Source organism: Geodermatophilus sp. SYSU D01045 (genome assembly GCF_054050295.1).
In genome coordinates, this window is record NZ_JBJGZB010000004.1 from 140,142 (window position 1) to 163,082 (window position 22,941).

Consider the following 22,941-nt stretch of genomic DNA (forward strand, 5'->3'; position numbering starts at 1 on the left):
ATGATCCCACCGGCGGGCGGGTGTGGTGTCAGCCCTCGGCGGACGGGGCCGGGTCGACGTCCGCGACGTCGCCGGCGCCGAGGCGGACCCGTCGCAGCAGGTCGAACAGCTGCGCCTGCTCGGCCTCGGGCAGGTCGCCGAGGCCGAAGTCGAGGGCCATGAGCTGGCGGGTGGCCACCTCGACGACCTCGCGGCCGCGGTCGGTGATGCCGGCCAGGACGCCGCGGCCGTCGGCGGGGTTGGGCCGGCGGTCGACGAACCCGGCCGCGACCAGCCGGTCGATGGCGTTGGTGACGCTGGTCGGGTGCACCATCAGCCGGCTGCCGATCACCTTGAGCGGCAGCTGCCCCGTGCGGCTGAAGGTGAGCAGCACGAGGACCTCGTAGCGGGCGAAGGTCAGCCCGTGCGGGCGCAGCACCTCATCGAAGCGGGCGAGCAGGATCTGCTGGACCCGGAACACCGACGTCGCCGCGCGCATCGCCGCGGCGGGACCGAAGCGGTGCTCCCAGGTCTCCCCCGCCCGCTCGATCGGGTCGAACGGCAGCCCCAGCGCCCGGACCATGCGCCCGACGCTACCTGCCCCGGCGTCCGTACCCCGGTGAGATGCGGCTCAGGGTCGGCACCGAGCCCCGGATGACCGCCCTGGAGCGCATCTCGGCGCCGGCTGTGGACAGCCCGAGCGCCACGGCGGCCGGCTCCGGCAGCATGCCCGCCCGTGTCCCGACCGCCGGTCCGTCCGCCTCAGTTGGCGGACCGGGTCTTCCGCGGCTCCACGGTCGTCCGGGCGGGGCTCCTCACGCGCTCGCAGCTGAGGACCTCGGCCTGGCGTCGCCTGTTCCCGGACGTCTACGCCTGTACCACCGTGCAGGTCGACCACGCCGTCCGTGCACTGGCGGTCAGCCGACTGCTGCTCCCGGGCGCCGTCGTGAGCGGACGCAGTGCCGCGGTCCTGTGGGGTGCGGCCCTGGCGGACGCCGACGACGACGTCACCTGCACCGTCGTGCCCACCGTCCGCGCGGGTGAGGTGCCCGGTGTCGTCCTCACCCGGCGGAGCCTCCGCGCGGACGAGTCGACGACCCGGCGAGGCACCCGGGTCGCCACGCCTCTGCGCACGGCCCTGGACCTGGCCCGCACCCGCCCGCTCGAGGACGCGGTCGTCGACGTCGACCGGTTCCTCAGCAGTGGTCTGGTCGACCTCGGGTCGGTGCGGGAGGCGGCGGGCACCCTCACCGGCCGGGACTGCCGCCACGTCCGGCGCGTCCTGGCGCTGGCCGACGGGATGGCCGAGTCACCCCAGGAGACCAGGTTGCGGCTGCTCCTGCTCCGCTCGGGACTGGCGCCGCCCGTCGCCCAGTACGTCGTCCGTGACGGCTCGCGGTTCGTCGCCCGGGTCGACCTCGCCCGGCCCGACCGGCGCATCGCGGTCGAGTACGACGGCGTCTGGCACGCCGCCCCCGCGCAGTTCCGCGCCGACCGGCAGCGGCTCAACCGCCTCACCGCGGCCGGCTGGCGCGTCGTCTTCGTCACCGCTGCGGACCTGCAGCGACCCGAGGCCCTGCTCGACCGCCTGCAGCCGCTTCTCGCCTCACCGGGACCTCTTGAGGGTCGTCAGCCGACGGCGGATGACCCTCAGGCGGATCCCGGCGCTGAAGTCGCTGCAGCCGGGCGCAGGCGGGGCACCTCGCGGACGCCGAACACCTCGCGCAGCGCCACCTGCGCGGCGTTGTCCCCGCAGGCGCCGTGCACCGCGGGCCCGGGCGGGGTGGCCGAGGACGCGAGGTACACGCCGTCGACCGGCGTCTTGTACGTGTTCCACCGCGGCACCGGGCGGAACAGCATCTGCCGCAGCGTCGCCTGGCCGTTGGAGATGTCCCCGCCGACGTACATCGGGTTCCACGCCTCCATCTGCACGGCGTTCTTGGTGACCCGGTCGACGATCGTGTCCTTGAAGCCCGGCGCGAACCGCTCGACCTGGTCCTCGATGGCCGCGGTCATGTCGACGTCGGAGCCGTGCGGCACGTGCACGTAGGCCCAGAACACGTGCCCGCCCTCGGGCGCGCGGGTCGGGTCGGGCACGGTCGGCTGGACGGCGAGCACGTACGGGCGCTCGGCGGCCCTCCCCTGGTTCGGGGCCCGCTCGCCGGCGATCGTCTCCTCCAGCGTCCCCGCGATGTGCAGCGTCCCGGCCCGCCGGACGTCGGGGTGGGTCCACGGCACCGGCTCGGACAGGATCCAGTCGATCTTGAACACCCCGGCGCCGTGCTTGTACCGCCGCACCCACCGCCGGTAGCCCTCGTTCACCCGGTCGCCGGCCATCGCCACGAACGCCTCGGGCGAGGTGTCCAGCAGCACCGCCGGGACGCCGTCGAACTCGCGCAGGTCGGTCACCAGGTGCCCGGTGACCACCTCACCGCCCTGCTGTTCCAGCGCGGTGACCATCGCGTCGGCCAGGTTCTGCGACCCGCCCTCGACCAGCGGCCAGCCGACGTGGTGGCCGAGCATCGTCAGCAGCATCCCGAGCGCGGAGGTCAGCGGCTGGCTGAGGTCGAGCATGCCGTGCGCGGCGGCCCCGCCCAGCAGCGCGCGGGCCTCCTCGGTGTCGAAGTAGCGGCGCGCCAGCCAGCTCACGTTGGGCAGCCCGTTGAGCCCGAAGTGCACGATCTGCGGCACGCTGCGGGTCGGCAGCCGTCGCAGCCGGCTGGTCAGGAAGAAGTCGACGACGTCCTGCCCGTGCGCCACCAGCGGCTCGAACAGCCGGCGGTAGGCCGCCCCGTCGGGCCCGAGCGCGTCCGCGGTCTCCTCCAGCGAGCGGTACTGGACCGCGGCCCGCCCGCCGTCGAGCGGGTGCGCGAAGTTGACCTCCGGCTGCACCAGCCGCACGCCCCGGCTGGGCAGGTCGAACTCGCGGAAGAACGGCGCCGCGGCGGCCATCGGCTGCACGATCGAGCAGACGTCGTGCCGGTACCCCGGCCGCATGAGCTCCTCGGTGCGCATCCCGCCGCCGGGCTTCTCCGCCGCCTCGACCACCTGCACGCGCAGGCCGGCGGCGGCCAGCCGGAGGGCGGCGGCCAGGCCGTTCGGCCCGGCCCCCACGACGACGGCGTCCGCTCTGCCGTTCATGGGCACAGTCCGTTCACCGGGCCAGTCTGCCCGGGGCAGGTCAGAGCTGCGCGAGGAGCCGGTCGGCCGCGCGGTAGGGGTCGGTCTCCCCCGCCACCACCTCGTCGGCGAGCGCGGCCAGCGCCGCGGACCCGCGCACCTCGCCGATCCGCTCGCGCAGCCCGGCCAGCGTGATCGCCTCGATCTCGCGGGCGGCCCGCTCGGCGCGGCGCCGGGTGCCCTCCCCGGAGTCGTCGAGCCAGCGGCGGTGCGCCTCGACCTCGGCGAGGAGCCGGTCGACCCCCTCGCCGCGGGCGGCCACGGTCCGCACGATCGGCGGCTTCCAGGCGCCGGGCCCGGTGTGCCGCCCGCCCAGCGACTGCGCGTACCGCAGGTCGCGGACGGTGCGGTCGGCGCCGTCGCGGTCGGCCTTGTTGACGACGAGGACGTCGGCCACCTCGAGGATCCCCGCCTTGGCCGCCTGGATGCCGTCGCCCATGCCCGGCGCCACGAGCACCAGCGTGGTGTCGGCCAGCGAGGCGATCTCCAGCTCCGACTGCCCGACGCCGACCGTCTCGACCAGCACGACGTCGCAGCCGGCCGCGTCGAGCACCCGCAGCGCCTGCGGCGTCGCCCAGGCCAGGCCGCCCAGGTGCCCGCGCGAGGCCATCGAGCGGATGTAGACGCCGGGGTCGCCGGCGTGGTCCTGCATCCGCACCCGGTCGCCGAGCAGTGCCCCGCCGGAGAACGGCGACGACGGGTCGACGGCGAGCACGCCCACCCGCCGGCCGGCCGCCCGCAGCGCGCGCACCAGCGCCGTCGTCGTCGTGGACTTGCCCACCCCTGGGGCGCCGGTCAGGCCGATGACCTGCGCGTGCCCGGTGTGCGGGGCCAGCGCGGCGGCGACCTCGCGCAGCACCGGGCTCGCGTCCTCGACCAGCGAGATCAGCCGCGCCACCGCGCGGGCCTCGCCGTCGCGGGCGCGGGCGACCAGGTCGGGGACGTCGACGGCGCGCCGCCCCCGCCGCCCGCGGGGGGCGGCGGGGGCGGCGGTCCGGACGGCGATGCCCTCCGGGATCACGCCTTCGCGGGCACGTGCAGGATCAGCGCGTCACCCTGGCCGCCGCCGCCGCAGAGGGCCGCGGCACCCACGCCGCCGCCGCGGCGGCCGAGCTCGAGGGCCAGGTGCAGCACGATCCGGGCGCCGCTCATGCCGATCGGGTGGCCCAGCGCGATCGCGCCGCCGTTCACGTTGACCTTCTCCGGGTCCAGGCCGAGCTCGCGGGTGGACACGATGCCCACCGCGGCGAACGCCTCGTTGATCTCGACCAGGTCGAGGTCGGCCGGGGAGATGCCCTCGCGCTCGCAGGCCCGGGCGATCGCCCGCGACGGCTGCTGCTGCAGCGTGGCGTCGGGACCGGCGACGACGCCGTGCGCGCCGATCTCGGCGATCGGGGTCAGGCCCAGCTCGGCGGCCTTCTCGGCGGACATGACGACGACCGCGCAGGCACCGTCGGAGATCTGCGAGGCGGTGCCGGCGGTGATCGTGCCGTCCTTGGCGAAGGCCGGCCGGAGCTTGGCGAGGGTCTCGACCGTGGTGTCGGCGCGGATGCCCTCGTCGTCGCGGAACTCGATCGGGTCGCCCTTGCGCTGCGGGATGGACACGGGCGTGACCTCGTCGTCGAACAGGCCGTTCTTGGCCGCGGCGGCCGCGCGCTGGTGGCTGGCCGCGGCGAAGGCGTCCTGCTCCTCGCGGGTCAGGTCGTAGCGGGCGTTGGCCTGCTCGGTCAGCGCGCCCATGGCGACCTGGTCGAAGGTGTCGGACAGACCGTCGTGGGCCATGGCGTCGACCAGCGTGGCGTCGCCGTACTTGGTGCCGGTGCGCGAGCTGGGCAGCAGGTGCGGCGCCTGGGTCATCGACTCCATGCCCCCGGCGACGACGACGTCGAACTCGCCGGCGCGGATGAGCTGGTCGGCCAGGGCGATCGCGTCGATGCCCGACAGGCACACCTTGTTGAGGGTGAACGACGGCACCGACATCGGGATGCCGCCCGCGACCGCCGCCGGGCGGGCCGGGTTCTGGCCGGCGCCGGCCTGGATGACCTGACCCATGATCACGTAGTCGACCTGGTCGCCGGAGATGCCGGCGCGCTCGAGGGCGGCCTTGATGGCGATGCCGCCGAGGTCGGCGGCGGAGAAGTCCTTGAGGGAGCCGAGGAGCCGGCCCATCGGGGTCCGGGCGCCGCTGACGATGACCGAGCGGGACATGCTGCCTCCAGTGCGGGTCGCCGACGCTGGCGACCGCGGGTCGGGCCGCGCCGGGCGGGCGGGTCGCGGCGGTCGGGCTGCCGGACAGGATAGATCGGTTCTCCAACCGGGGTCGACGGCCCGCTCCGGTGCCGGGCGGGGTGCGACACGGGCCTGTCGCGCTCGGCGAACCGGTGACGTGATGGTCGCCACACCGGGGAGTCGTCTCAGACGTCTTGCGTCAGGATGACGCGGTGACCGCCGACGCGACTGCTCCCGCGGGCCTGCCCGCCGAGCTGTTCACCACCATCGACCACGTGGGCATCGCCGTCCCCGACCTGGACGAGGCGATCGCCTTCTACGCACAGGCCTTCGGCGTGCGCTCCGTGCACGAGGAGATCAACGAGGAGCAGGGCGTCCGCGAGGCGATGCTCGCCGTCGGCTCCGGCGACACCCGCATCCAGCTGCTCGCCCCGCTGACGCCGGAGTCGACGATCGCCAGGTTCATCGGCCGGTCGGGCCCGGGCCTGCAGCAGCTCGCCTTCCGCGTCGACGACGTCGAGGCGGTCAGCGCCACCCTGCGCGAGCGCGGTCTGCGGCTGCTCTACGACACCCCGAAGCGCGGCACGTCGGACAGCCGCGTCAACTTCGTGCACCCCAAGGACGCCGGCGGCGTGCTGGTCGAGCTGGTCGAGCCCGCCCGCACCCCGCACTGACTCACCCGGGGAGGACCACCCCGACCTGCGCACGACCCGTGGGTTACCGGCCGGTAACCTGCCGCGCACCGCGCTACCACCCCTCCGAGCCGACGAAGACCCGGGAGAGACACGTGGACGAGATCAGGGACGCCATCCTCGCCGACCAGCTCAGCGACATCGGCGGTCTGCCGGTGCCGGAGTCCTACCGGGCGGTCCTCGTCCGCAAGGACGAGCAGGACATGTTCGCGGGGATGCCGACCAAGGAGAAGGACCCGCGCAAGTCGCTGCACGTGGAGGAGGTCGCCACCCCGGAGCTCGGCCCGGGCGAGGCGATCGTCGCCGTCATGGCGTCGTCGGTGAACTACAACACCGTCTGGACGTCGATCTTCGAGCCGGTCTCGACCTTCGGGTTCCTCGAGCGCTACGGCCGGGTCTCCGAGCTGACCAAGCGGCACGACCTGCCCTACCACGTGGTCGGCTCCGACCTGGCCGGCGTCGTGCTCCGGGTGGGCCCCGGCGTGAACAAGTGGAAGCCCGGCGACGAGGTCGTCGCGCACTGCCTGTCGGTCGAGCTCGAGGACCCGGCCGGTCACGACGACACGATGATGGACCCCCAGCAGCGGATCTGGGGCTTCGAGACCAACTTCGGCGGCCTCGCCGAGCTGGCGCTGGTCAAGAGCAACCAGCTCATGCCCAAGCCCGCGCACCTGTCCTGGGAGGAGGCGGCCGCCCCCGGGCTGGTCAACTCCACCGCCTACCGGCAGCTCGTGTCCCGCAACGGCGCGGACATGAAGCAGGGCGACGTCGTCCTGATCTGGGGGGCGTCGGGTGGGCTGGGCTCCTACGCCACCCAGATGGCCCTCAACGGCGGCGCCATCCCGGTGTGCGTGGTGTCCAGCCCGGAGAAGGCCGACATCGTCCGGCGGATGGGCGCCGAGCTGGTCATCGACCGCTCCGCCGAGGGCTACCGGTTCTGGAAGGACGAGCAGACCCAGGACCCCCGGGAGTGGCAGCGGTTCGGCAAGCGGATCCGCGAGCTGACCGGCGGGGACGACGTCGACATCGTCTTCGAGCACCCCGGCCGGGAGACCTTCGGCGCCAGCGTCTACGTCGCCAAGAAGGGCGGCACGATCGTCACCTGCGCCTCCACCAGCGGCTACATGCACTCCTACGACAACCGCTACCTGTGGATGAACCTCAAGCGGATCGTCGGGTCGCACTTCGCCAACTACAAGGAGGCGTGGGAGGCCAACCGGCTCATCGACAAGGGGCTGATCCACCCGACGCTGTCGAAGACCTACGCGATGGACGAGGTGGGCCAGGCCGCCTACGACGTCCACCACAACCTCCACCAGGGCAAGGTCGGCGTGCTGACCCTCGCCCCCGGGGAGGGCCTCGGCGTCAAGGACACCGAGAAGCGGGAGAAGCACCTGCCCGCGATCAACCGCTTCCGCGGGATCTGATCCGACGGGTCCCCGGACGGGGGTGCCCGGACGCCACCGCGGCGTCCGGGCACCCTGGGGGGAGCCGCCTCGTTGTCCGACGGGGCGCGGTCCGGGGGCCCCACCGGCACCACCCGGGGCGCCACACGCCGAACGGCCGGACCGCCTCGACACGCTGACGACCCTCCCCCGACTCTGCGAGGATGACCCGCATGACCGATCCCCGCCGCGACCTGCTGCCGATGCGCGAGGCCCAGCACTCGTTCGACGTGGTGCTGCGGGGTTACGACCGCCACCAGGTGGCCGAGACCATCGAGCGCCTCGAGGCCGACATCCGGGTCGCGCTCGCCGACCGGGACGCCGCGGCCGCCCGCGTCAGCGACCTGGCCGGCCAGCTGTCGGCGATGCACGCGGAGATCGACCAGCTGCGCCGCAAGGCCGCCACCTCCGGCCCGGCCACCTTCGAGAACATGAGCGAGCGCATCTCGCACATGCTCCGCCTGGCCGAGGAGGAGGCCGCCGACATCCGCGCGGCCGCCGAGCAGGAGGCCCGGGCGCTGCGCGAGCAGACCGCCGCCGAGGAGCGCGCGATGCTCGAGCGGCACGCGGCGGGCCGGGCCGAGGTGGAGCGGATGCTCGCCGAGGCCCGCCAGAACGCCGAGCAGATCGCCAGCAAGGCGCAGATCCGCGCCGACGAGCTGGTGGCCAAGGCGCAGGAGAAGGTCGCCCGGCTCGACGCCGAGTCGCAGGCCCGCCGCGCGAAGATCGAGGAGGACTTCGAGATCGCGCAGCGCGCCCGCCGCGCCGAGGCCGCGCGGATCGAGGAGGAGCGTGACCAGCAGTCGGTGCGGGCCGCGCAGGAGCGCGTCGCCGCCGCCGAAGCGCACGCGACCGGCGTCGTCGCCGACGCCGAGGCCTCCGCCGCCGCCGTCCGCCGGGTGCGCGACGAGCTCACCGCCCGGCTCAACGAGGCCCGGCGGGTGCTGGCCACCCTGCCGGACCTGGCCGACCGGCCCCAGCCCCAGCCGCAGCGCCCGGGTGCGCAGCCGCAGCAGGCCGCCCGCCCACCGGCCGCGCCGCAGGACCGTCAGCCCGCCGCCCCGGCGCCCCAGCCCGCGGCGCAGGCCCCGCAGCCCGCCGCGCAGGCGCCCCAGCCGGCGCCCCCGGCCCCGCAGCCGCCGCAGGAGCAGCAGCCCGCCGCCCGCCGCGACGTCGACGGCCCGCAGACCGCGGTGCAGCCGGCCGTCGGCCGCCCCGCCGGGGAGCCGCAGACGCTCGTGCAGCCCGCCGTCGGGCCGCAGACGGCCGTGCAGCGCGCCGTCGGCCCGCAGAGCGGCGGGCAGCCGGCGGCGCCGCGCCCGACGCCGCACACCCGGCCCGCCGAAGCCCCGGCCGGCGAGGCCGCCGCCGCCCGGCAGCCCACCCGGCCGTCGTCGCCGCAGACGATGCCCGCCGTGCAGCCGCCGGCCGCGCAGGAGCCCGGCCGGCCCTCGGTGGCCGAGACCCAGCAGATCCGCCCGGTGCACACCGCGGGCCAGGAGGAGGGCCGGCAGGTCGGCGGGTCGAGCCGCGCCGAGCAGCCGTCCCCCGAGGGCGCCCCGGAGTCCCAGGGCCCGCAGACCGCGGTGCAGCCTGCCGTCCGCAGCGGCGACACCGGCGGCCAGCCCGCCGTCCCCGGGCGTCACTGACTCCTGCCCGCGCGCCGCGGCCCGCGGCGAGGTAGGCAGGGCACGTGGCAGACGCGTCCGGACCGGGTGCCCCCGGTCCGGACGCCCCGCCCGCCATCCCCCGCCGGCGGCGCGACCGGCACCGGCACCGCGCGCAGCCCTCGGGCCTGCGGCGTCCCGCCGTCCGCGGCACCCTGCTCGCCACGGGCCTGGCCGCCCTCCTGGGCGGCATGGGGCTGGTGCAGGCCGGCCGCGACGACGCCGGCCCGGCGGCCCGCCCGTCCGCCGCGAGCGCCTCGGCGCCGGGGGACGACGCGACGCCCCCGGACGGCGCCGAGCCGGTGGCCGGCTGGCTCGGTGCCGCGCTCCCGCCGCAGACCGACCTGGCCGCCACGGCCGCCGTCCGGCAGGAGCTCACCGACGCCGGCGTCCCGGCCGACCGGCTGCGTCCGGCCGAGGGCGGCGTCCCGCCCGGCACGCTGCTCGCCGTCGTCGGCGCCGCGCCGGCCGGCTCGCGCGTGGTGGCCCGCTTCGACCGGCACGGGGACGGCAGCGAGCTGCTCGTCGTCGACCCCGCGCCCGGCGAGCCCACCGCCGGGGAGCTGGCCCGCCGGCAGGACCTCGCCCGGGCGCTGCTCGCCAACCCGACCACCCGGGCCGTGGGCGCGGCGGCCGCCGTCCTCCAGGACGCCGCCGTCGACGAGCGGCTGCTCACCGTGCTGGCCGCCGTCGCCGCCACCGAGGGCGTCGGCATCGCGTCGTTCCCCGCGCTGCCGCGCGAGGAGGGCGCCGAGGCGCCGGCCCGCCGGGCGCTCGTCGACGCCGTCGGCGGCGCGCCGGTGCCCGGGGACCCGGAGGCCACCGAGCGGCTCCGGGCGTGGCTCGCCGCCCAGCTCGCGCCGTTCGCGCCCGACGACGTCGAGGTGACCGACGCCGGGGTGCTCGTGTCCTTCCGCTACGTCTCCGCCCCGGAGGCCCTGGTGACGGCCGCCACCGGCTGACGGCGCGCCCGGCGGACCCCCGCGGGTGTGGCCCCCGGGCGGACGAGGTAGACGTGGAGTCATCCCCTGACGACGGCGGGGTCCGACCCTGCACCGGGAGGCGTGAGTGAGCAGGACGAGCCGGGTCCTGGCAGTGGTGGCCCTGACCGCGGCCGTGGCGGGGTTGCCCGCCGGCCCGGCGGCCGCGGACGACGGCGGCCTGCTCCGGCTGGCGCACCTGTCGCCCGACACCCCCGCCGTCGACGTCTACGTCGACTCGGTGGCCGACCCCACGGCCGGCCAGGTGTTCCCCGCGGTCGGCTACGGCACGGTGTCGGACTACCGGTCGGTCCCGGCCGGCACCTACGCGGTCAGCATGCGGGCCGCCGGTGCGGACCCGGAGAGCCCGCCGGTGCTGTCGACGACGGTGCAGGTCGGCGCGGACAGCGCGCACACCGTGGCCGGCGTCGGCCCCTTCGCCGACCTCGGCCTCGAGGTGCTCGACGACGACCTCACCCCGCCGCCGCCGGGTACCGCGCGGATGCGGGTCGTCGCCGCGGCGGCGGGCGCGCAGACCCTCGACGTCGCCGTCCCCGGCGGGCCGTCGCTGGCCACCGGCCTGGCCTTCGCCGACACGACCGGCTACGTCGACGTGCCCGCGGGCGCCACGGCGGTCACGGTGACGCCGCAGGGCGGCCAGGCCACGGACCTGCCGGTGCACGTCGACGCGGGGTCGGTGTACAGCGTGCTGGTGCTCGACCGGGCCGGCGGCGGGCTGACCGTCCGGACCGCCCTCGACGCCGCCGGCCCCGGGGTCGTCCCCACGGGCGGGGTGGAGGCCGGCGCCGGCGGCGCGGCGGGCACCGCGTCGCCGCCCGTCCTGGCCGTGGCCGGTGCCGCCGTCCTCGCCGCCGGCGCGGGCCTGGTCCTGCTCGCCCCGCGGCGGACGGCGGCCGGCGCCGCGCCGGGCCGGCACGCCGCGGGCCGCCGGCGCCGGTGACCGGGCCGGCCGCCCGCCACCGAGCGCCCGGGCGCCGGTCCCGGCACCGCGCGCCACGGAGCCGGGCGGGCCTGCTGCGGCCCGCGCTGGCCGTCCTCGCGCTCGTCGCGGCGGCGGTCGCGCTGCTGGGGCCGGCCGCTCCCCCGCCGGCCACCGCCGGGACGGGCACCGCGGCCGTGCCGGGGCCGGTCGTGCTGGCGCAGCGGTCCGCCCCCGCGGCCGCGGCGCCCGTCCGGGTGCGGGCGCCGGCCATCGGTCTCGACAGCGGGCTGGTCGACCTGGGCCTCGACGCCACCGGCGCGCTGGCGGCCCCGGCCGACCCCGCGACGGCGGGGTGGTACACCGGCGGCCCGGCACCGGGCGACGTCGGGCCGGCGGTGCTGGCCGGGCACGTCGACTCCCGCAGCGGCCCGGCGGTCTTCTGGCGCCTGCGCGAGCTCACCTCCGGCGACGAGGTGCTCGTCGACCGCGCCGACGGCAGCACCGCCCGGTTCACCGTCACCCGGGTCGAGCGGCACCCGAAGGACGCGTTCCCGACCGACGCGGTGTACCGGCCGACCGCCGACGCCCAGCTGCGGCTGGTGACCTGCGGCGGCGACTTCGACCGCGCGGTGCGCAGCTACGAGGACAACGTGGTGGTGTTCGCGCAGACGGGATGACTCGCCCGATCGGCGCGGCCTCCCCGCAGGGGCCCGCCGCGAGCTCGCGAGGGGCGGGCTGGTCCTTCGATCAGCGGCGGCGATCGCGGGCCTGCCAGCAGGCGGTGTGCCAGTGCCGGCGCCGGTCGGCGGCGGAGTCGGTGTCCCAGGGCTCGAGGTCCGAGTCGCGGGCGTAGGCCGGCCAGCTGACCACGTGCGGCGTGCCCGGCCGGATCTCCTGGTCGCAGCCCGGGCAGCGGTAGGGCTTGGTGCTCGCCGCCCCGGTCAGCCGGCGGACGACCCAGTCGCCGTCGGCGGCCTCCTCGACGTCCTCGCCCCGGCGCGGGAGCGGGGGGCGGCCGGCCGACCGCCCCCCGCTGCGTCGTCCCCTGCGGGGCACCTCAGCGCCGGGAGTAGTCCCGGAACCCGCGGCCGGTCTTGCGGCCCAGGTAGCCGGCGGTGACCAGGTGCTCGAGCAGCGGGGCCGGCGCGAACCCGGGCTCGCGGAACTCGGTGTACAGCTCCCGCTCGATGGCCAGCGAGACGTCGAGACCGACGACGTCGAGCAGCTCGAACGGGCCCATCGGGTAGCCGCAGCCGACCTTCATGGCGGCGTCGATGTCGTCGGCGGTCGCGTAGTGCGCCTCGAGCATCTTCACCGCGTCGTTGAGGTAGGGGAACAGCAGCGCGTTGACGATGAACCCCGCCCGGTCGGTGCAGGACACCGCGTGCTTGCCCAGCCGGGCGCAGACCGCGTGCGCGGTGGCCGCGACGTCGGGAGCGGTGGCGATCGTGCTGACCACCTCGACCAGCTTCATCACCGGTGCGGGGTTGAAGAAGTGCAGGCCGACGACGTCGGCGGGGCGCTCGCTGGCCTTGGCGCACTCGATGACCGGCAGGCTCGACGTCGTCGTGGCCAGCACCGCGCCGGGCTTGCAGATCTCGCCGAGGTTGGCGAACAGCGCCTGCTTGGTGGCCAGGTGCTCGACGACGGCCTCGACGACCAGGTCGACGTCGGCGAGATCGTCCAGCGACGCGGTGCCGGTGACCCGGGTGAGGACCTCGTCCCGGCCGGCCTCGTCGAGCCGGCCGCGGGCGACCTGCTTGTCCAGCGACTTCTGCAGCGCGGTGTGCACGGCCTCGACCTTGTCGAGGGTGCGGGCGACGAAGACGACCTCGTAGCCGCCCTTGGCGGCGACCTCGACGATGCCGGTGGCCATCGTCCCGGAGCCGACGACGCCGACCTTCGACACCGGGCGGGCGCCCTGGGCGGCACCGCCGGCGGCCGGGGTGCGCTCGTCGGGCACGACCTCGGCGGAGCCGGGCTCGGCGTAGGTGTAGAAGCCGCGCCCGGACTTCCGGCCCAGCAGGCCCGCGGTCATCATCTGCTTGATGACCGGGCTGGGCGCGTGCAGCCGGTTGCGCGACTGCTTGTACATCGTGTCGAGGATCTCGTAGGCGGTGTCGATGCCGATGAGGTCCATGAGCGCGAGCGGGCCCATCGGCAGGCCGCAGCCCAGCCGCATGGCGGCGTCGATGTCCTCGCGGCTGGCGTAGCGGTTCTCGTACATCGAGACCGCGTGGTTGAGGTAGCCGAACAGCAGCGCGTTGGCGATGAAGCCGGCCTTGTCGCCGATGGTCACGTCGACCTTGCCCAGCCGCTCGGCCAGGGCCTCGACGTCCTCGATGACCGAGGGCTCGGTGACGACGGTGCGCACGACCTCGACCAGCTTCATGACCGGCGCCGGGTTGAAGAAGTGCATCCCGATGACCTTGCTCGGCCGGCCGGTGGCCACCGACAGCTCGGTCACCGACAGGCTGGAGGTGTTGGTCGCGAGGATGGTGTCCGGCGGGCAGATCTTGTCCAGCTTCGCGAACAGCTCGGTCTTGAGCTCCATCCGCTCCGGGACGGCCTCGATGACCAGCTCCGCGGCGGCGAGGTCCTCGAGTGAGGTGGTGAAGCGGATGCGGCCGAGGATCGCCTCGCGCTCGGCGTCGTCGAGCTTGCCGCGCGCGACCGCCTTCCCGGTGGACTGCTCGACGTGCCCGCGGCCGCGGGCCAGCGCCTCGTCCCCGACCTCCACGGCGGTCACCGACAGGCCCGCGCGGGCCAGCACCTCGGCGATGCCCGCACCCATGGTGCCCAGGCCCACCACGCCGACCTCGGTCAGTTCTCTGGCCACGCTGCCATCTCCTCCCGTGCGTTGACCGGGGCAGTCTCCCACCCCGCGGGAGGCCGGCCTACCGGCGGGTAGCGCCCTAGAACAGCCGCTGGGTGGGGTCGTCGGTGCCCTTGAGGACGGCGTAGTCGACCGTCACGCACTCGATGCCGCGGTCGCCGGCCAGCACCCGCGCCTGCGGCTTGATCTCCTGCGCGGCGAACACGCCCTTGACCGGGGCCAGCAGCGGGTCGCGGTTGAGCAGCTCGAGGTAGCGGGTCAGCTGCTCGACGCCGTCGATCTCGCCGCGCCGCTTGACCTCCACGGCGACGGTGCGCCCGTCGGCGTCGCGGCAGAGCAGGTCGACCGGGCCGATCGCCGTCGGGTACTCGCGGCGGACCAGCGACCAGCCCTGCCCGAAGGTCTCCACGTGCAGCGCGAGCAGCCGCTGCAGCTCGGCCTCGACGCCGTCCTTCTGCAGGCCGGGGTCCACGCCCAGCTCGTGCGCGGAGTCGTGCTCGACCGACTCGATGGTGATGACCAGCTGCTCACCGGCCTTGTTGGTGACCGTCCAGGTGCCGGACCCGTCGACCAGCTCGTCCTTCAGGGTGCACGGCGGGCTCATCCAGTTCAGCGGCTTGTAGGCGCGGTCGTCGGCGTGCACCGACACCGACCCGTCGGCCTTGACCAGCAGCAGCCGCGAGGCCATGGGCAGGTGGGCGGTCAGCCGCCCGATGTAGTCGACCGAGCAGCGGGCGATGACCAGACGCACGGGGGCCGACGGTACCGGTCCGGTCACGACGGGAACCGCGGCGCCGGGTCGCGCGTCGCAGGACCGTGACGACGACGTCGACGGTGCGCGCGGCCGCCCTGCTGGCCGGTGCGCTGGCGCTGGCGGGGTGTGCGCGGGACGGGACCGACGCCGCGGCGCCGTCGCCCGACCCCCTGCCCGCGGGGCCCGTGCTGCAGGTCGAGCACACCGGCGGCTTCGTGCCCCCGGAGGACCTGGCCACCCGGCTGCCGCTGGTCACCGTGTACGGCGACGGCCGGGTGTTCACCGAGGGCCCGCAGATCGAGATCTGGCCCTCCCCCGCGCTGCCGAACGTGCAGGTGACCGAGGTCGACGAGGCCACCGTCCGCGACCTGCTCGACCGCGCCGTCGACGCCGGGGTGACCGACGACGCCGACCTCGGCGAGCCGCCGGTGGCCGACGCGCCCACCACCCGCATCACCCTGACCACCGCCGAGGGCACCGCGGTCCGCGAGGTCTACGCGCTGGCCGAGACCCCCGACGAGTCGCTGACCCCGGAGCAGGCCGAGGCCCGCGGCCGGCTCCACGACCTGGTGGACGAGCTCACCGGTCTGGCCGCCGCGGGCCCGGCGGAGTCCTACGTGCCGCAGACGGTGGCCGTGGTGGTCCAGCCGTTCGCCGGCGGCGACCCGGAGTTCCCCCAGCCCGACGTCGCCTGGCCCGGGCCCGGGCTGCCCGGCACCCCGATCGGCGCCGGCCTGACCTGCGTGAGCGCCACCGGGCAGCAGGCGGCCGACGTGCTCGCGGCGGCCGCCCCGGCGAACGTGCTCACGCCGTGGACCACGCCGGACGGCACCCGCTGGTCGATCGCGTTCCGGCCGGTGCTGCCGCACGAGACCGGCTGCGCGGACCTGGACTGAGTCTCTTCCGCTCGGTCCGGCCCCGTCCCGGGGGCCGCCCTGAGCCTGCGGAGGGTGGGGAGGACGGGGTCCTCTCAGTCCTCCCAGACCGGTGGGCGCTTCTCCAGGAACGACCGCATGCCCTCGCGGGCGCCGTCGATCTGGCTGGCCGACGCCATCACCTCGACGGCGACGCCGTAGGCGTCCCGCTCGGGCCGGTCGAGCTGGGCGTACATCGTCTGCTTGCCCCACGCCTTGCTGGCCCGGGAGCCGCGGGTGGCCCGCGCCATGAGCTCGTCGACGGCGGCGTCGAGCTCGCCGTCGGGCACCACGCGGTTGACCAGGCCCCAGTCCAGCGCGGTCCGCGCGTCGATGACGTCGCCGGTGAGCGCGAGCTCCATCGCCCGCTTGCGGCCGACGTTGCGGGCGATCGCCACCATCGGCGTGTGGCAGAACCAGCCGCCCTTGCCGCCCGGGGCGGCGAAGCCGGCCGACTCCGCGGCCACCGCGAGGTCGCAGGAGGCCACGAGCTGGCAGCCCGCGGCGGTGGCCAGGGCGTGCACCCGCGCGACGACGACCTGCGGCACGTCCTGCAGCGTCTGCACCAGCTCGGTGCACAGGGCGAGCAGGCTGCGCACCTCGGTCACCGGCCGGTCCACGACGTCCCGGAAGTCGTGCCCGGCGCTGAACACCGGCCCCTCCGCGCCCAGGACGATGCCTGCCGCGTCGGTGCCGCCGGCCTCGGTGACGGCGGCCAGCAGCAGGGTCAGGTGGTCGCGGGACAGCGCGTTGCGCCGCTGCGGCCGGCACATGGTGATGCGGACGACGTCCTCGTCGCGCTCGACGCGGGGAGCTCCCTCGGCGGTCACGTGACCGACCTCACCACGGGCGGCCGGTCGGCGGCAACGCGGCTGGGACGCTGGAGGGGTGGACACCGGGAGGGACGTCGAGGAGGTCACCGACACCGCGCCGCGCGCCGCCGGGCGGACGCTGTTCAGCCAGGGCTGGCGGGACGTCGCGTTCCTCCACTGGGCGGTCGACCCGGACGTCGTCGCGCCGCTGCTGCCGCCGGGCACCCGGCCGGACACCACCCCGGACGGGCGCAGCTGGGTCGGGCTGGTGCCCTTCCGCATGCGCCGCACCGGCGTCCTCGGCTCGCCCGGCCTCCCCTACGTCGGCTCCTTCCTCGAGACCAACGTGCGGCTGTACTCCGTGGACGGGCGGGGCCGGCGCGGCGTCGTCTTCCGGTCCCTCGACGCCGACCGGCTGCTCCCGGTCCTGGTCGCCCGCGCCGCCGGGCTGCCCTACCTCTGGTCGCGGATGCGCCTGAGCCGCGACGGCGACCTGCTGACCTACACCTCCCGGCGGCGCTGGCCCGGCCCGCGCGGCGCCGGCGGCCGCGTCCAGGTGCGGGTCGGCCCACGGCTGGAGCGGCCCGGTCCGCTGGAGCGCTTCCTCACCGGCCGCTGGGGGCTGCACCAGACGAGCCGGGGCCGCCCGCGGTACTGGCCCAACGAGCACCCCGCCTGGCCGCTGCACCGCGCCGAGCTCCTGGCCTGGGACGGCGACCTGCTCGCCGCGGCCGGGCTGCCCGGCGTCGGCGGCCCGCCGGACAGCGTGCTGTTCTCCCCCGGCGTCGACGTCCGCTTCGGCCCCCGCGTCTGACGCACGGAGCCGTTCCGCAACCCCCTGGGCAAGACGGCGCACAGCGGCGACACTGCCCGGGTGGGAGCACCGCAGCCCGTCGCGACCGCCGACCCGACGACCGACGACGCCGGCGGGGACTGGGTGCACCGCCTGCTCGACCTCGCGCGCGCCCGGCTCGGCATGGACGTCGCCTGGCTGTCGGTGTTCACCCAGGACCGCCAGGAGATCGCCTCGGCCACCGGCGCGCTCGGTGCCATGAACGTCTCCGAGGGCATGTCGATGCCGCTCGAGGAGTCCTTCTGCGTGCGGGTGCTCTCCGGTCAGCTGCCGCCGGTGGTCACCGGCGCCGACCGCAACCCGGTCACCCGCGAGCTCGCCGTCACCCACCAACTGGGGATCGGTTCCTACGTCGGCGCCCCGGTGCGCGGCGACGACCGGCGCCCGCTCGGGATGCTGTGCTGCATCAGCCGGGACGCCGGCGAGCAGCTGGACGGCTCGTCGGTGCGGACGGTGGAGCTGCTCGCCGAGCTGATCGGCGAGCGGCTGACCGCCGAGGAGGCCGCCGAGGCCGAGCTGGCCACCCGGCGCGCGCGGGTCTGCGACGTCCTGGAGCGTCGGGCGCTGGAGGTGCACGTCCAGCCGGTCGTCGACATGCACAGCGGCACCGTCGTCGCCCACGAGGCGCTGTCCCGCTTCCCCGGCAGCGAGGGCGGCCCGGCGACGCTGTTCGCCGACGCCGCGGTCGTCGGCCTGGGCGTGGACCTGGAGCTGCTGGCCGTGCACGCCGCCCTGGAGGCCGGGGACCGGCTGCCGCGGGGCCGGCGGATGGCGGTCAACCTCTCCCCCGAGGCGCTGCTGTCCCCCCAGGTCGGCGAGGCGCTGCTCGCCGGCGTCCGGCGGACGGCGCTGACCGTGGAGATCACCGAGCACAGCCCGATCGCGGACTACGGGCCGGTCCTGGGCGCCCTGGCGCCGCTGCGGGCGGCCGGGATCCGGCTCAGCATCGACGACGCCGGTGCCGGCTACGCCAGCCTGCGGCACATCCTGCGGCTGCGGCCGGACACCATCAAGCTCGACATCGCGCTGGTCAGCGGGGTCGACGTCGACCCGGCCCGGCAGGCGATGACCGCGGCGATGGTGGCCTTCGCCGCCGACACCGGTGCCACGCTCGTGGCCGAGGGCATCGAGACCACCGCCGAGCGCGACGCCCTGCTCACCCGCGGCGTCCGCTACGGGCAGGGCCACCTGTTCGGCCGGCCGGCGCCGATCGCGTGAGCGGCGCCGGCCGGCGGCTCAGACGGAGGCCGGCACCTTCTCGTCCAGGCCGTTCGCCTCGCGGACGACGTCGACGACCTGGCCCATGATGTCGGTGAGCCCGAAGTCCTTGGGCGTGAACACCCGGGCCACGCCCTGCTCGCGCAGCCGGCGCGCGTCGCTGTCGGGGATGATCCCGCCGACGACGACCGGGACGTCGTCCAGGCCGGCCTCCCGCAGGCCCTGCAGCACCGCCGGGACCACCTGCAGGTGCGAGCCGGACAGCACCGACAGCCCGACGACGTGCACGTCCTCCTCGATCGCGGCCGACACGATCTGCGCAGGCGTGAGCCGGATGCCCTGGTAGACCACCTCGAACCCGGCGTCGCGGGCGCGGACGGCGATCTGCTCGGCGCCGTTGGAGTGCCCGTCCAGCCCCGGCTTGCCGACCAGGAACCGCAGCCGCCCGCCGAGCTCCTCGCCGGTGGCCCGCACCCGCTCGCGGACCCGACTCAGCGTCTCGTCGGCCTCGCCGCCGCCGGTGGCCGCGGCGACGCCGGTGGGGGCGCGGTACTCGCCGAACACCTCGCGCAGGACGCCGGCCCACTCCCCCGTCGTCACGCCCGCCCGGGCGCACCGCAGGGTCGCCTCCATGAGGTTGACGTCGCTGCCGGCGGCCTCCCGCAGGGCGGCCAGCGCGGCCTCCACCGGCGCCGGGTCGCGCTCGGCCCGCCACTTCCGCACCGCCTCCCGGGCGGCGCTCTCGACGGCGGGGTCGACGACCTGGATGGCGGCGTCGAGGTCGGCCAGCAGCGGGTTGGGCTCGGTGCCCTCGAACCGGTTGACCCCGACGACGACGTCCTCGCCGTTCTCCATCCGGCGCCGCCGCTCGGCCAGCGAGGCGACGAGCTGCCCCTTCATGTAGCCGGACTCGACGGCGGCCACCGCCCCGCCCATCTCCTGCACCCGGGCGATCTCGGCACGGGCGCCCTCGACCAGCTCGGCGACCTTCCGCTCCACCACGACCGACCCGGTGAACAGGTCGTCGTACTCGAGCAGGTCGGTCTCGTAGGCGAGCACCTGCTGCAGCCGCAGCGACCACTGCTGGTCCCACGGCCGGGGCAGGCCCAGCGCCTCGTTCCACGCCGGCAGCTGCACCGCGCGGGCGCGGGCGTCCTTGGACAGCGTGACCGCGAGCATCTCGAGCACGATCCGCTGCACGTTGTTCTCCGGCTGGGCCTCGGTGAGGCCCAGGGAGTTGACCTGCACGCCGTAGCGGAACCGGCGGTGCTTGGGGTCCTGCACGCCGTAGCGCTCCTGCGTCAGCTCGTCCCAGAGCTGGGTGAAGGCGCGCATCTTGCACATCTCCTCGACGAAGCGGACGCCCGCGTTGACGAAGAAGGAGATGCGCGCGACCACCTCGCCGAAGCGCTCCTGCGGCACCTGGCCGGAGTCGCGCACCGAGTCCAGGACGGCGATCGCGGTGCTCATCGCGTAGGCGATCTCCTGCACCGGCGTCGCGCCGGCCTCCTGCAGGTGGTAACTGCAGATGTTGATCGGGTTCCACTTGGGCATGGCCGTCACGGTGTAGGCGACCGTGTCGGTGATCAGCCGCATCGAGGGCCCGGGCGGGAACACGTAGGTCCCTCGCGACAGGTACTCCTTGATGATGTCGTTCTGCGTCGTCCCGGCGAGCTCCGCGACGTCGTGCCCGTGCTCCTCGGCGACCGCCTGGTAGAGCGCGAGCAGCCACATGGCGGTGGCGTTGATCGTCATCGACGTGTTCATCTCGTCGAGCGGGATGCCGTCGAACAGCGCCCGCATGTCGCCGAGGTGCGTGACCGGGACGCCGACCTTGCCGACCTCCCCGACGGCGAGCTCGTCGTCGGGGTCGTAACCGGTCTGCGTCGGCAGGTCGAAGGCGACCGACAGGCCGGTCTGCCCCTTCGCCAGGTTCCGGCGGTAGAGCGCGTTGGACTCGGCCGGCGAGGAGTGGCCGGCGTAGGTGCGCATGACCCAGGGGCGGTCGCGCTCCTTCGGCGATGAAGGGAACGGCATGCCAGCGGAGTGTAAGGGTGTTACCGACCAGTAGCAGCACCGGTCCGGGAGCCCCGCGGTGGCACACTCGGTCGTGTGCGACCGGGCCGGGAGAGGCCCGGACGCCACCCGCCGAGGGGAGGCGCCGTGCTGCAGCCGGGCAGTCTGAGCTACATCGCCGGACCGGTCATCGCGATCGTCGTCATGGTGCTGCTCGCCCTCTTCATGCGCTGGGCCTTCGGCGGGAGCTCCACCGGCGGCATGCGCCGGCGCCGCCCCTCGCCTGCCGACGACGGCCTGCTCACCCGGGTCGCCACCCTGTCCCGCCGCGAGTCGGCGCTGGCGCTGCGCGCGGTGCTCTCCGACGCGGGGATCCGCTCGACCGTCCGCTTCCCCGAGGCGCACCGCGCCGACGTGCTGGTCTTCCCGGAGGACGCGGCCCGCGCCCGCGCGCTGGCGTCCTCCTTCCCCGCGGCCTGAGTCAGTCCGGGCGCTCGACCCGCTGGATCTCCACGCCCAGGCCGCGCAGCTGCTCGACGAAGTCCGGGTAGCCGCGGTCGACGTGGTGCACGTCCTGCACCTCGGTGACGCCGTCGGACAGCAGGCCGGCGAGCACCAGCCCGGCGCCGGCGCGGATGTCGGTGGCCAGCACGGGTGCCGAGGACAGCCGCTCCCGCCCGCGGACGACGGCGTGGTGGCCGTCGATGCGCACGTCGGCGCCCAGGCGGACCAGCTCGTTGACGAACATGAACCGGCCCTCGAACACGTTCTCGGTGATCAGCGCCGTGCCGGTGGACACCGCGGCCAGCGCGACCGCCATCGGCTGCAGGTCGGTCGGGAACCCGGGGAACGGCAGCGTGACGACGTCGACCCCGCGCGGGCGCTCGTCCATGGCGACCCGGACGCCGTTCTCGACGACCTCCACGGTGGCGCCGGCGCTCACCAGCTTGTCCAGCGGGACGGCGAGGTGGTCGGGGACGGCCCGCTCGACGACGACGTCGCCGCGGGTCATCACCGCGCCGATCGCCCACGTCCCGGCGACGATCCGGTCGGGCACCGTCGAGTAGGTCACCGGCGACAGCACGTCCACGCCCTCGACGGTGAGCGTGGACGTGCCCGCGCCGTCGATGCGGGCGCCCATCGCGGTGAGCATCGAGCAGATGTCGACGATCTCCGGCTCGCGGGCGGCGTTGTCGATGACCGTCGTCCCCTCGGCGAGCACCGCGGCCATGAGCAGGTTCTCGGTGGCCCCGACCGACGGGAAGTCCAGCCAGATCGAGGTGCCCACCAGCCGCGGCGCGGAGGCGACGAGGAAGCCGTGCTCGCTGTGGATCGAGGCGCCGAGCCGCTCGAGGCCGGAGATGTGCATGTCCAGCCCGCGGGAGCCGATCGCGTCGCCGCCGGGCAGCGCCACCCGGGCGCTGCCGCAGCGCGCGACCAGCGGGCCGAGCACGCTGATCGAGGCGCGCATCTTGCGGACCAGGTCGTAGTCGGTCTCGGTGGTGGGGTCCTCCGGCACGTCGACGACGACCCGGCCGCCGCCCCCGGGGTGCCCCGAGCGCTCGTAGCCGACGTCGCAGCCGAGGCGGCGCAGCACCTCGCTCATGATCGCGACGTCGAGGATGTCGGGGACCTCGTCGATCGTCGTCCGCCCGGAGGCCAGGAGCGCGGCGGCCATGAGCTTGAGGGCGCTGTTCTTCGCCCCCGTGACCCGAACCTGGCCCCTGAGGGCGGTGCCGCCGGTCACCTCGAAGCACTGCACCCGACCACCCTACGGCGGGTGCGCGGGCGGCTCCGGGCAGCGTCCTACGCTCGCCCCATGACCGTCCGGCTCACCCGCATCTACACGAAGACCGGTGACGCCGGGCAGACCCACCTGGGCGACATGAGCCGGGTGGCCAAGACCGACCCGCGGCTGGCCGCCTACGCCGACGTCGACGAGGCCAACAGCGTGCTCGGCGTGGCGCTGGCGCTGGGGTCGCCGTCGCAGGGGCTGGTGGAGCTGGTGCGCAGCGTGCAGAACGACCTGTTCGACGTCGGCGCCGACCTGTCCACGCCCGTGGTGCCCGACCCCGCGCACCCACCGCTGCGGGTGACCGCCGCCTACACCGAGCGGCTGGAGGCGGCCTGCGACGAGCACAACGAGGCGCTGCCGAAGCTCACCAGCTTCGTGCTGCCCGGCGGGACGCCGCTGGCGGCGCTGCTGCACCAGGCGCGGGTGGTCGTCCGGCGGGCCGAGCGCAGCGTGTGGGCGCTGCTCGAGGCCGACGGCGAGCGCACCAACCCGGAGACCGCGCGCTACCTCAACCGGCTCTCGGACCTGCTGTTCATCCTCGCCCGCGCGGCCAACCCCGACGGCGACGTGCTGTGGGAGCCCGGGGCGCACAGCGGCGTCCACGCCCAGCGGGCCGCGCGGGGCTGAC

At 75.6% G+C, this 22,941-nt stretch carries 21 protein-coding genes; 11 read left to right on the top strand and 10 right to left on the bottom strand.

The annotated features are described in order from the left end of the window. Window positions 1-28: 28 nt before the first annotated feature. The 4 genes from ACI798_RS05015 to ACI798_RS05030 form a co-directional block, all read right to left on the bottom strand. Window positions 29-562, bottom strand: coding sequence for a MarR family winged helix-turn-helix transcriptional regulator (locus ACI798_RS05015; RefSeq protein ID WP_456940246.1), 534 nt, complete (start codon window positions 560-562; stop codon window positions 29-31). Between the two features lie 1,067 nt (window positions 563-1,629). Beyond that, window positions 1,630-3,120 (bottom strand): phytoene desaturase family protein, encoded by a 1,491-nt coding sequence (locus tag ACI798_RS05020; RefSeq protein WP_456940247.1) that lies wholly within the window; start codon window positions 3,118-3,120, stop codon window positions 1,630-1,632. 40 nt (window positions 3,121-3,160) lie between these two features. Next, window positions 3,161-4,180, bottom strand: a complete 1,020-nt coding sequence (gene meaB / locus ACI798_RS05025) for a methylmalonyl Co-A mutase-associated GTPase MeaB (protein ID WP_457047382.1) — start codon at window positions 4,178-4,180, stop codon at window positions 3,161-3,163. Next, window positions 4,177-5,367 carry an acetyl-CoA C-acetyltransferase gene (locus ACI798_RS05030; RefSeq protein ID WP_456940249.1) on the bottom strand — a complete coding sequence of 397 codons (1,191 nt, stop codon included), beginning with the start codon at window positions 5,365-5,367 and terminating at the stop codon, window positions 4,177-4,179. Before ACI798_RS05030 ends, meaB begins: the two co-directional genes overlap by 4 nt. Before the next feature lie 233 nt (window positions 5,368-5,600). Here ACI798_RS05030 and mce point away from each other — a divergent pair, with 233 nt between their 5' ends. From mce to ACI798_RS05060, 6 genes are all read left to right on the top strand, one after another. Next, a complete protein-coding gene (mce, locus tag ACI798_RS05035) occupies window positions 5,601-6,062 on the top strand; it encodes a methylmalonyl-CoA epimerase (protein WP_457047383.1) in 462 nt (153 codons plus the stop codon). A 113-nt stretch (window positions 6,063-6,175) separates the two neighbouring features. Next, complete coding sequence (gene ccrA, locus ACI798_RS05040; protein ID WP_457047384.1) at window positions 6,176-7,507, top strand: crotonyl-CoA carboxylase/reductase; 1,332 nt, start codon at window positions 6,176-6,178, stop codon at window positions 7,505-7,507. A 191-nt stretch (window positions 7,508-7,698) separates the two neighbouring features. After that, the gene (locus tag ACI798_RS05045; RefSeq protein WP_456940252.1) at window positions 7,699-9,174 is read left to right on the top strand and encodes a hypothetical protein; all 1,476 of its coding nucleotides are present in this window, start codon (window positions 7,699-7,701) and stop codon (window positions 9,172-9,174) included. Window positions 9,175-9,218: 44 nt separating this feature from the next. Beyond that, window positions 9,219-10,154, top strand: coding sequence for a hypothetical protein (locus ACI798_RS05050; RefSeq protein ID WP_457047385.1), 936 nt, complete (start codon window positions 9,219-9,221; stop codon window positions 10,152-10,154). 106 nt (window positions 10,155-10,260) lie between these two features. Next, window positions 10,261-11,133: a DUF4397 domain-containing protein gene (locus tag ACI798_RS05055; RefSeq protein ID WP_457047386.1), complete on the top strand. Its 873-nt coding sequence runs from the start codon at window positions 10,261-10,263 to the stop codon at window positions 11,131-11,133. After that, window positions 11,130-11,792 (top strand): class F sortase, encoded by a 663-nt coding sequence (locus ACI798_RS05060; protein WP_457047387.1) that lies wholly within the window; start codon window positions 11,130-11,132, stop codon window positions 11,790-11,792. The genes ACI798_RS05055 and ACI798_RS05060 overlap by 4 nt, the downstream gene beginning before the upstream one ends. Window positions 11,793-11,862: 70 nt before the next feature. Here the strand turns inward: ACI798_RS05060 and ACI798_RS05065 are convergent, their stop codons facing one another. The 3 genes from ACI798_RS05065 to nucS form a co-directional block, all read right to left on the bottom strand. Continuing rightward, window positions 11,863-12,171 (bottom strand): hypothetical protein, encoded by a 309-nt coding sequence (locus ACI798_RS05065; protein WP_457047388.1) that lies wholly within the window; start codon window positions 12,169-12,171, stop codon window positions 11,863-11,865. A 1-nt stretch (window position 12,172) separates the two neighbouring features. Next, entirely contained in the window at window positions 12,173-13,954 is a 1,782-nt protein-coding gene (locus ACI798_RS05070; RefSeq protein WP_457047389.1) for a 3-hydroxyacyl-CoA dehydrogenase family protein, read from the bottom strand. A 76-nt stretch (window positions 13,955-14,030) separates the two neighbouring features. Further along, window positions 14,031-14,702 carry an endonuclease NucS gene (gene nucS / locus ACI798_RS05075; RefSeq protein WP_456940258.1) on the bottom strand — a complete coding sequence of 224 codons (672 nt, stop codon included), beginning with the start codon at window positions 14,700-14,702 and terminating at the stop codon, window positions 14,031-14,033. Between the two features lie 65 nt (window positions 14,703-14,767). Here nucS and ACI798_RS05080 point away from each other — a divergent pair, with 65 nt between their 5' ends. Beyond that, window positions 14,768-15,601 carry a hypothetical protein gene (locus tag ACI798_RS05080; RefSeq protein WP_457047390.1) on the top strand — a complete coding sequence of 278 codons (834 nt, stop codon included), beginning with the start codon at window positions 14,768-14,770 and terminating at the stop codon, window positions 15,599-15,601. A gap of 74 nt (window positions 15,602-15,675) precedes the next feature. Here the strand turns inward: ACI798_RS05080 and ACI798_RS05085 are convergent, their stop codons facing one another. After that, entirely contained in the window at window positions 15,676-16,449 is a 774-nt protein-coding gene (locus tag ACI798_RS05085; protein WP_456940260.1) for an enoyl-CoA hydratase-related protein, read from the bottom strand. Between the two features lie 58 nt (window positions 16,450-16,507). Between ACI798_RS05085 and ACI798_RS05090 the strand changes: the two genes are divergently transcribed. Both ACI798_RS05090 and ACI798_RS05095 read left to right on the top strand, forming a co-directional pair. Beyond that, window positions 16,508-17,245, top strand: coding sequence for a YqjF family protein (locus tag ACI798_RS05090; RefSeq protein ID WP_457047391.1), 738 nt, complete (start codon window positions 16,508-16,510; stop codon window positions 17,243-17,245). A 60-nt stretch (window positions 17,246-17,305) separates the two neighbouring features. Continuing rightward, on the top strand, window positions 17,306-18,502 hold the full coding sequence (locus tag ACI798_RS05095; RefSeq protein WP_456940262.1) for a sensor domain-containing phosphodiesterase: 1,197 nt from the start codon (window positions 17,306-17,308) through the stop codon (window positions 18,500-18,502). A gap of 18 nt (window positions 18,503-18,520) precedes the next feature. On the opposite strand, the gene ACI798_RS05100 is transcribed toward ACI798_RS05095, so the two are convergent. Continuing rightward, window positions 18,521-20,539 (bottom strand): protein meaA, encoded by a 2,019-nt coding sequence (locus ACI798_RS05100; protein WP_457047392.1) that lies wholly within the window; start codon window positions 20,537-20,539, stop codon window positions 18,521-18,523. Between the two features lie 126 nt (window positions 20,540-20,665). On the opposite strand from ACI798_RS05100, the gene ACI798_RS05105 reads away from it, so the two are divergent. After that, window positions 20,666-20,998: a hypothetical protein gene (locus ACI798_RS05105; protein WP_457047393.1), complete on the top strand. Its 333-nt coding sequence runs from the start codon at window positions 20,666-20,668 to the stop codon at window positions 20,996-20,998. 1 nt (window position 20,999) lies between these two features. Here ACI798_RS05105 and murA read toward each other — a convergent pair whose 3' ends face one another. After that, window positions 21,000-22,280 (bottom strand): UDP-N-acetylglucosamine 1-carboxyvinyltransferase, encoded by a 1,281-nt coding sequence (murA, locus tag ACI798_RS05110; protein WP_456940265.1) that lies wholly within the window; start codon window positions 22,278-22,280, stop codon window positions 21,000-21,002. Between the two features lie 57 nt (window positions 22,281-22,337). Between murA and ACI798_RS05115 the strand changes: the two genes are divergently transcribed. Further along, entirely contained in the window at window positions 22,338-22,940 is a 603-nt protein-coding gene (locus tag ACI798_RS05115; protein ID WP_457047394.1) for a cob(I)yrinic acid a,c-diamide adenosyltransferase, read from the top strand. The last annotated feature ends 1 nt before the right edge of the window (window position 22,941 follow it).

Excerpts from the sequence above, each read along its gene's own strand:
- ACI798_RS05015 (WP_456940246.1), bottom strand. The coding sequence starts at position 562 with ATGGTCCGGGCGCTGGGGCTGCCGTTCGACCCGATCGAGCGGGCGGGG.
- ACI798_RS05020 (WP_456940247.1), bottom strand. The coding sequence starts at position 3,120 with ATGAACGGCAGAGCGGACGCCGTCGTCGTGGGGGCCGGGCCGAACGGC.
- ACI798_RS05030 (WP_456940249.1), bottom strand. The coding sequence starts at position 5,367 with ATGTCCCGCTCGGTCATCGTCAGCGGCGCCCGGACCCCGATGGGCCGG.
- ACI798_RS05045 (WP_456940252.1), top strand. The coding sequence starts at position 7,699 with ATGACCGATCCCCGCCGCGACCTGCTGCCGATGCGCGAGGCCCAGCAC.
- ACI798_RS05100 (WP_457047392.1), bottom strand. The coding sequence starts at position 20,539 with ATGCCGTTCCCTTCATCGCCGAAGGAGCGCGACCGCCCCTGGGTCATG.
- ACI798_RS05115 (WP_457047394.1), top strand. The coding sequence starts at position 22,338 with ATGACCGTCCGGCTCACCCGCATCTACACGAAGACCGGTGACGCCGGG.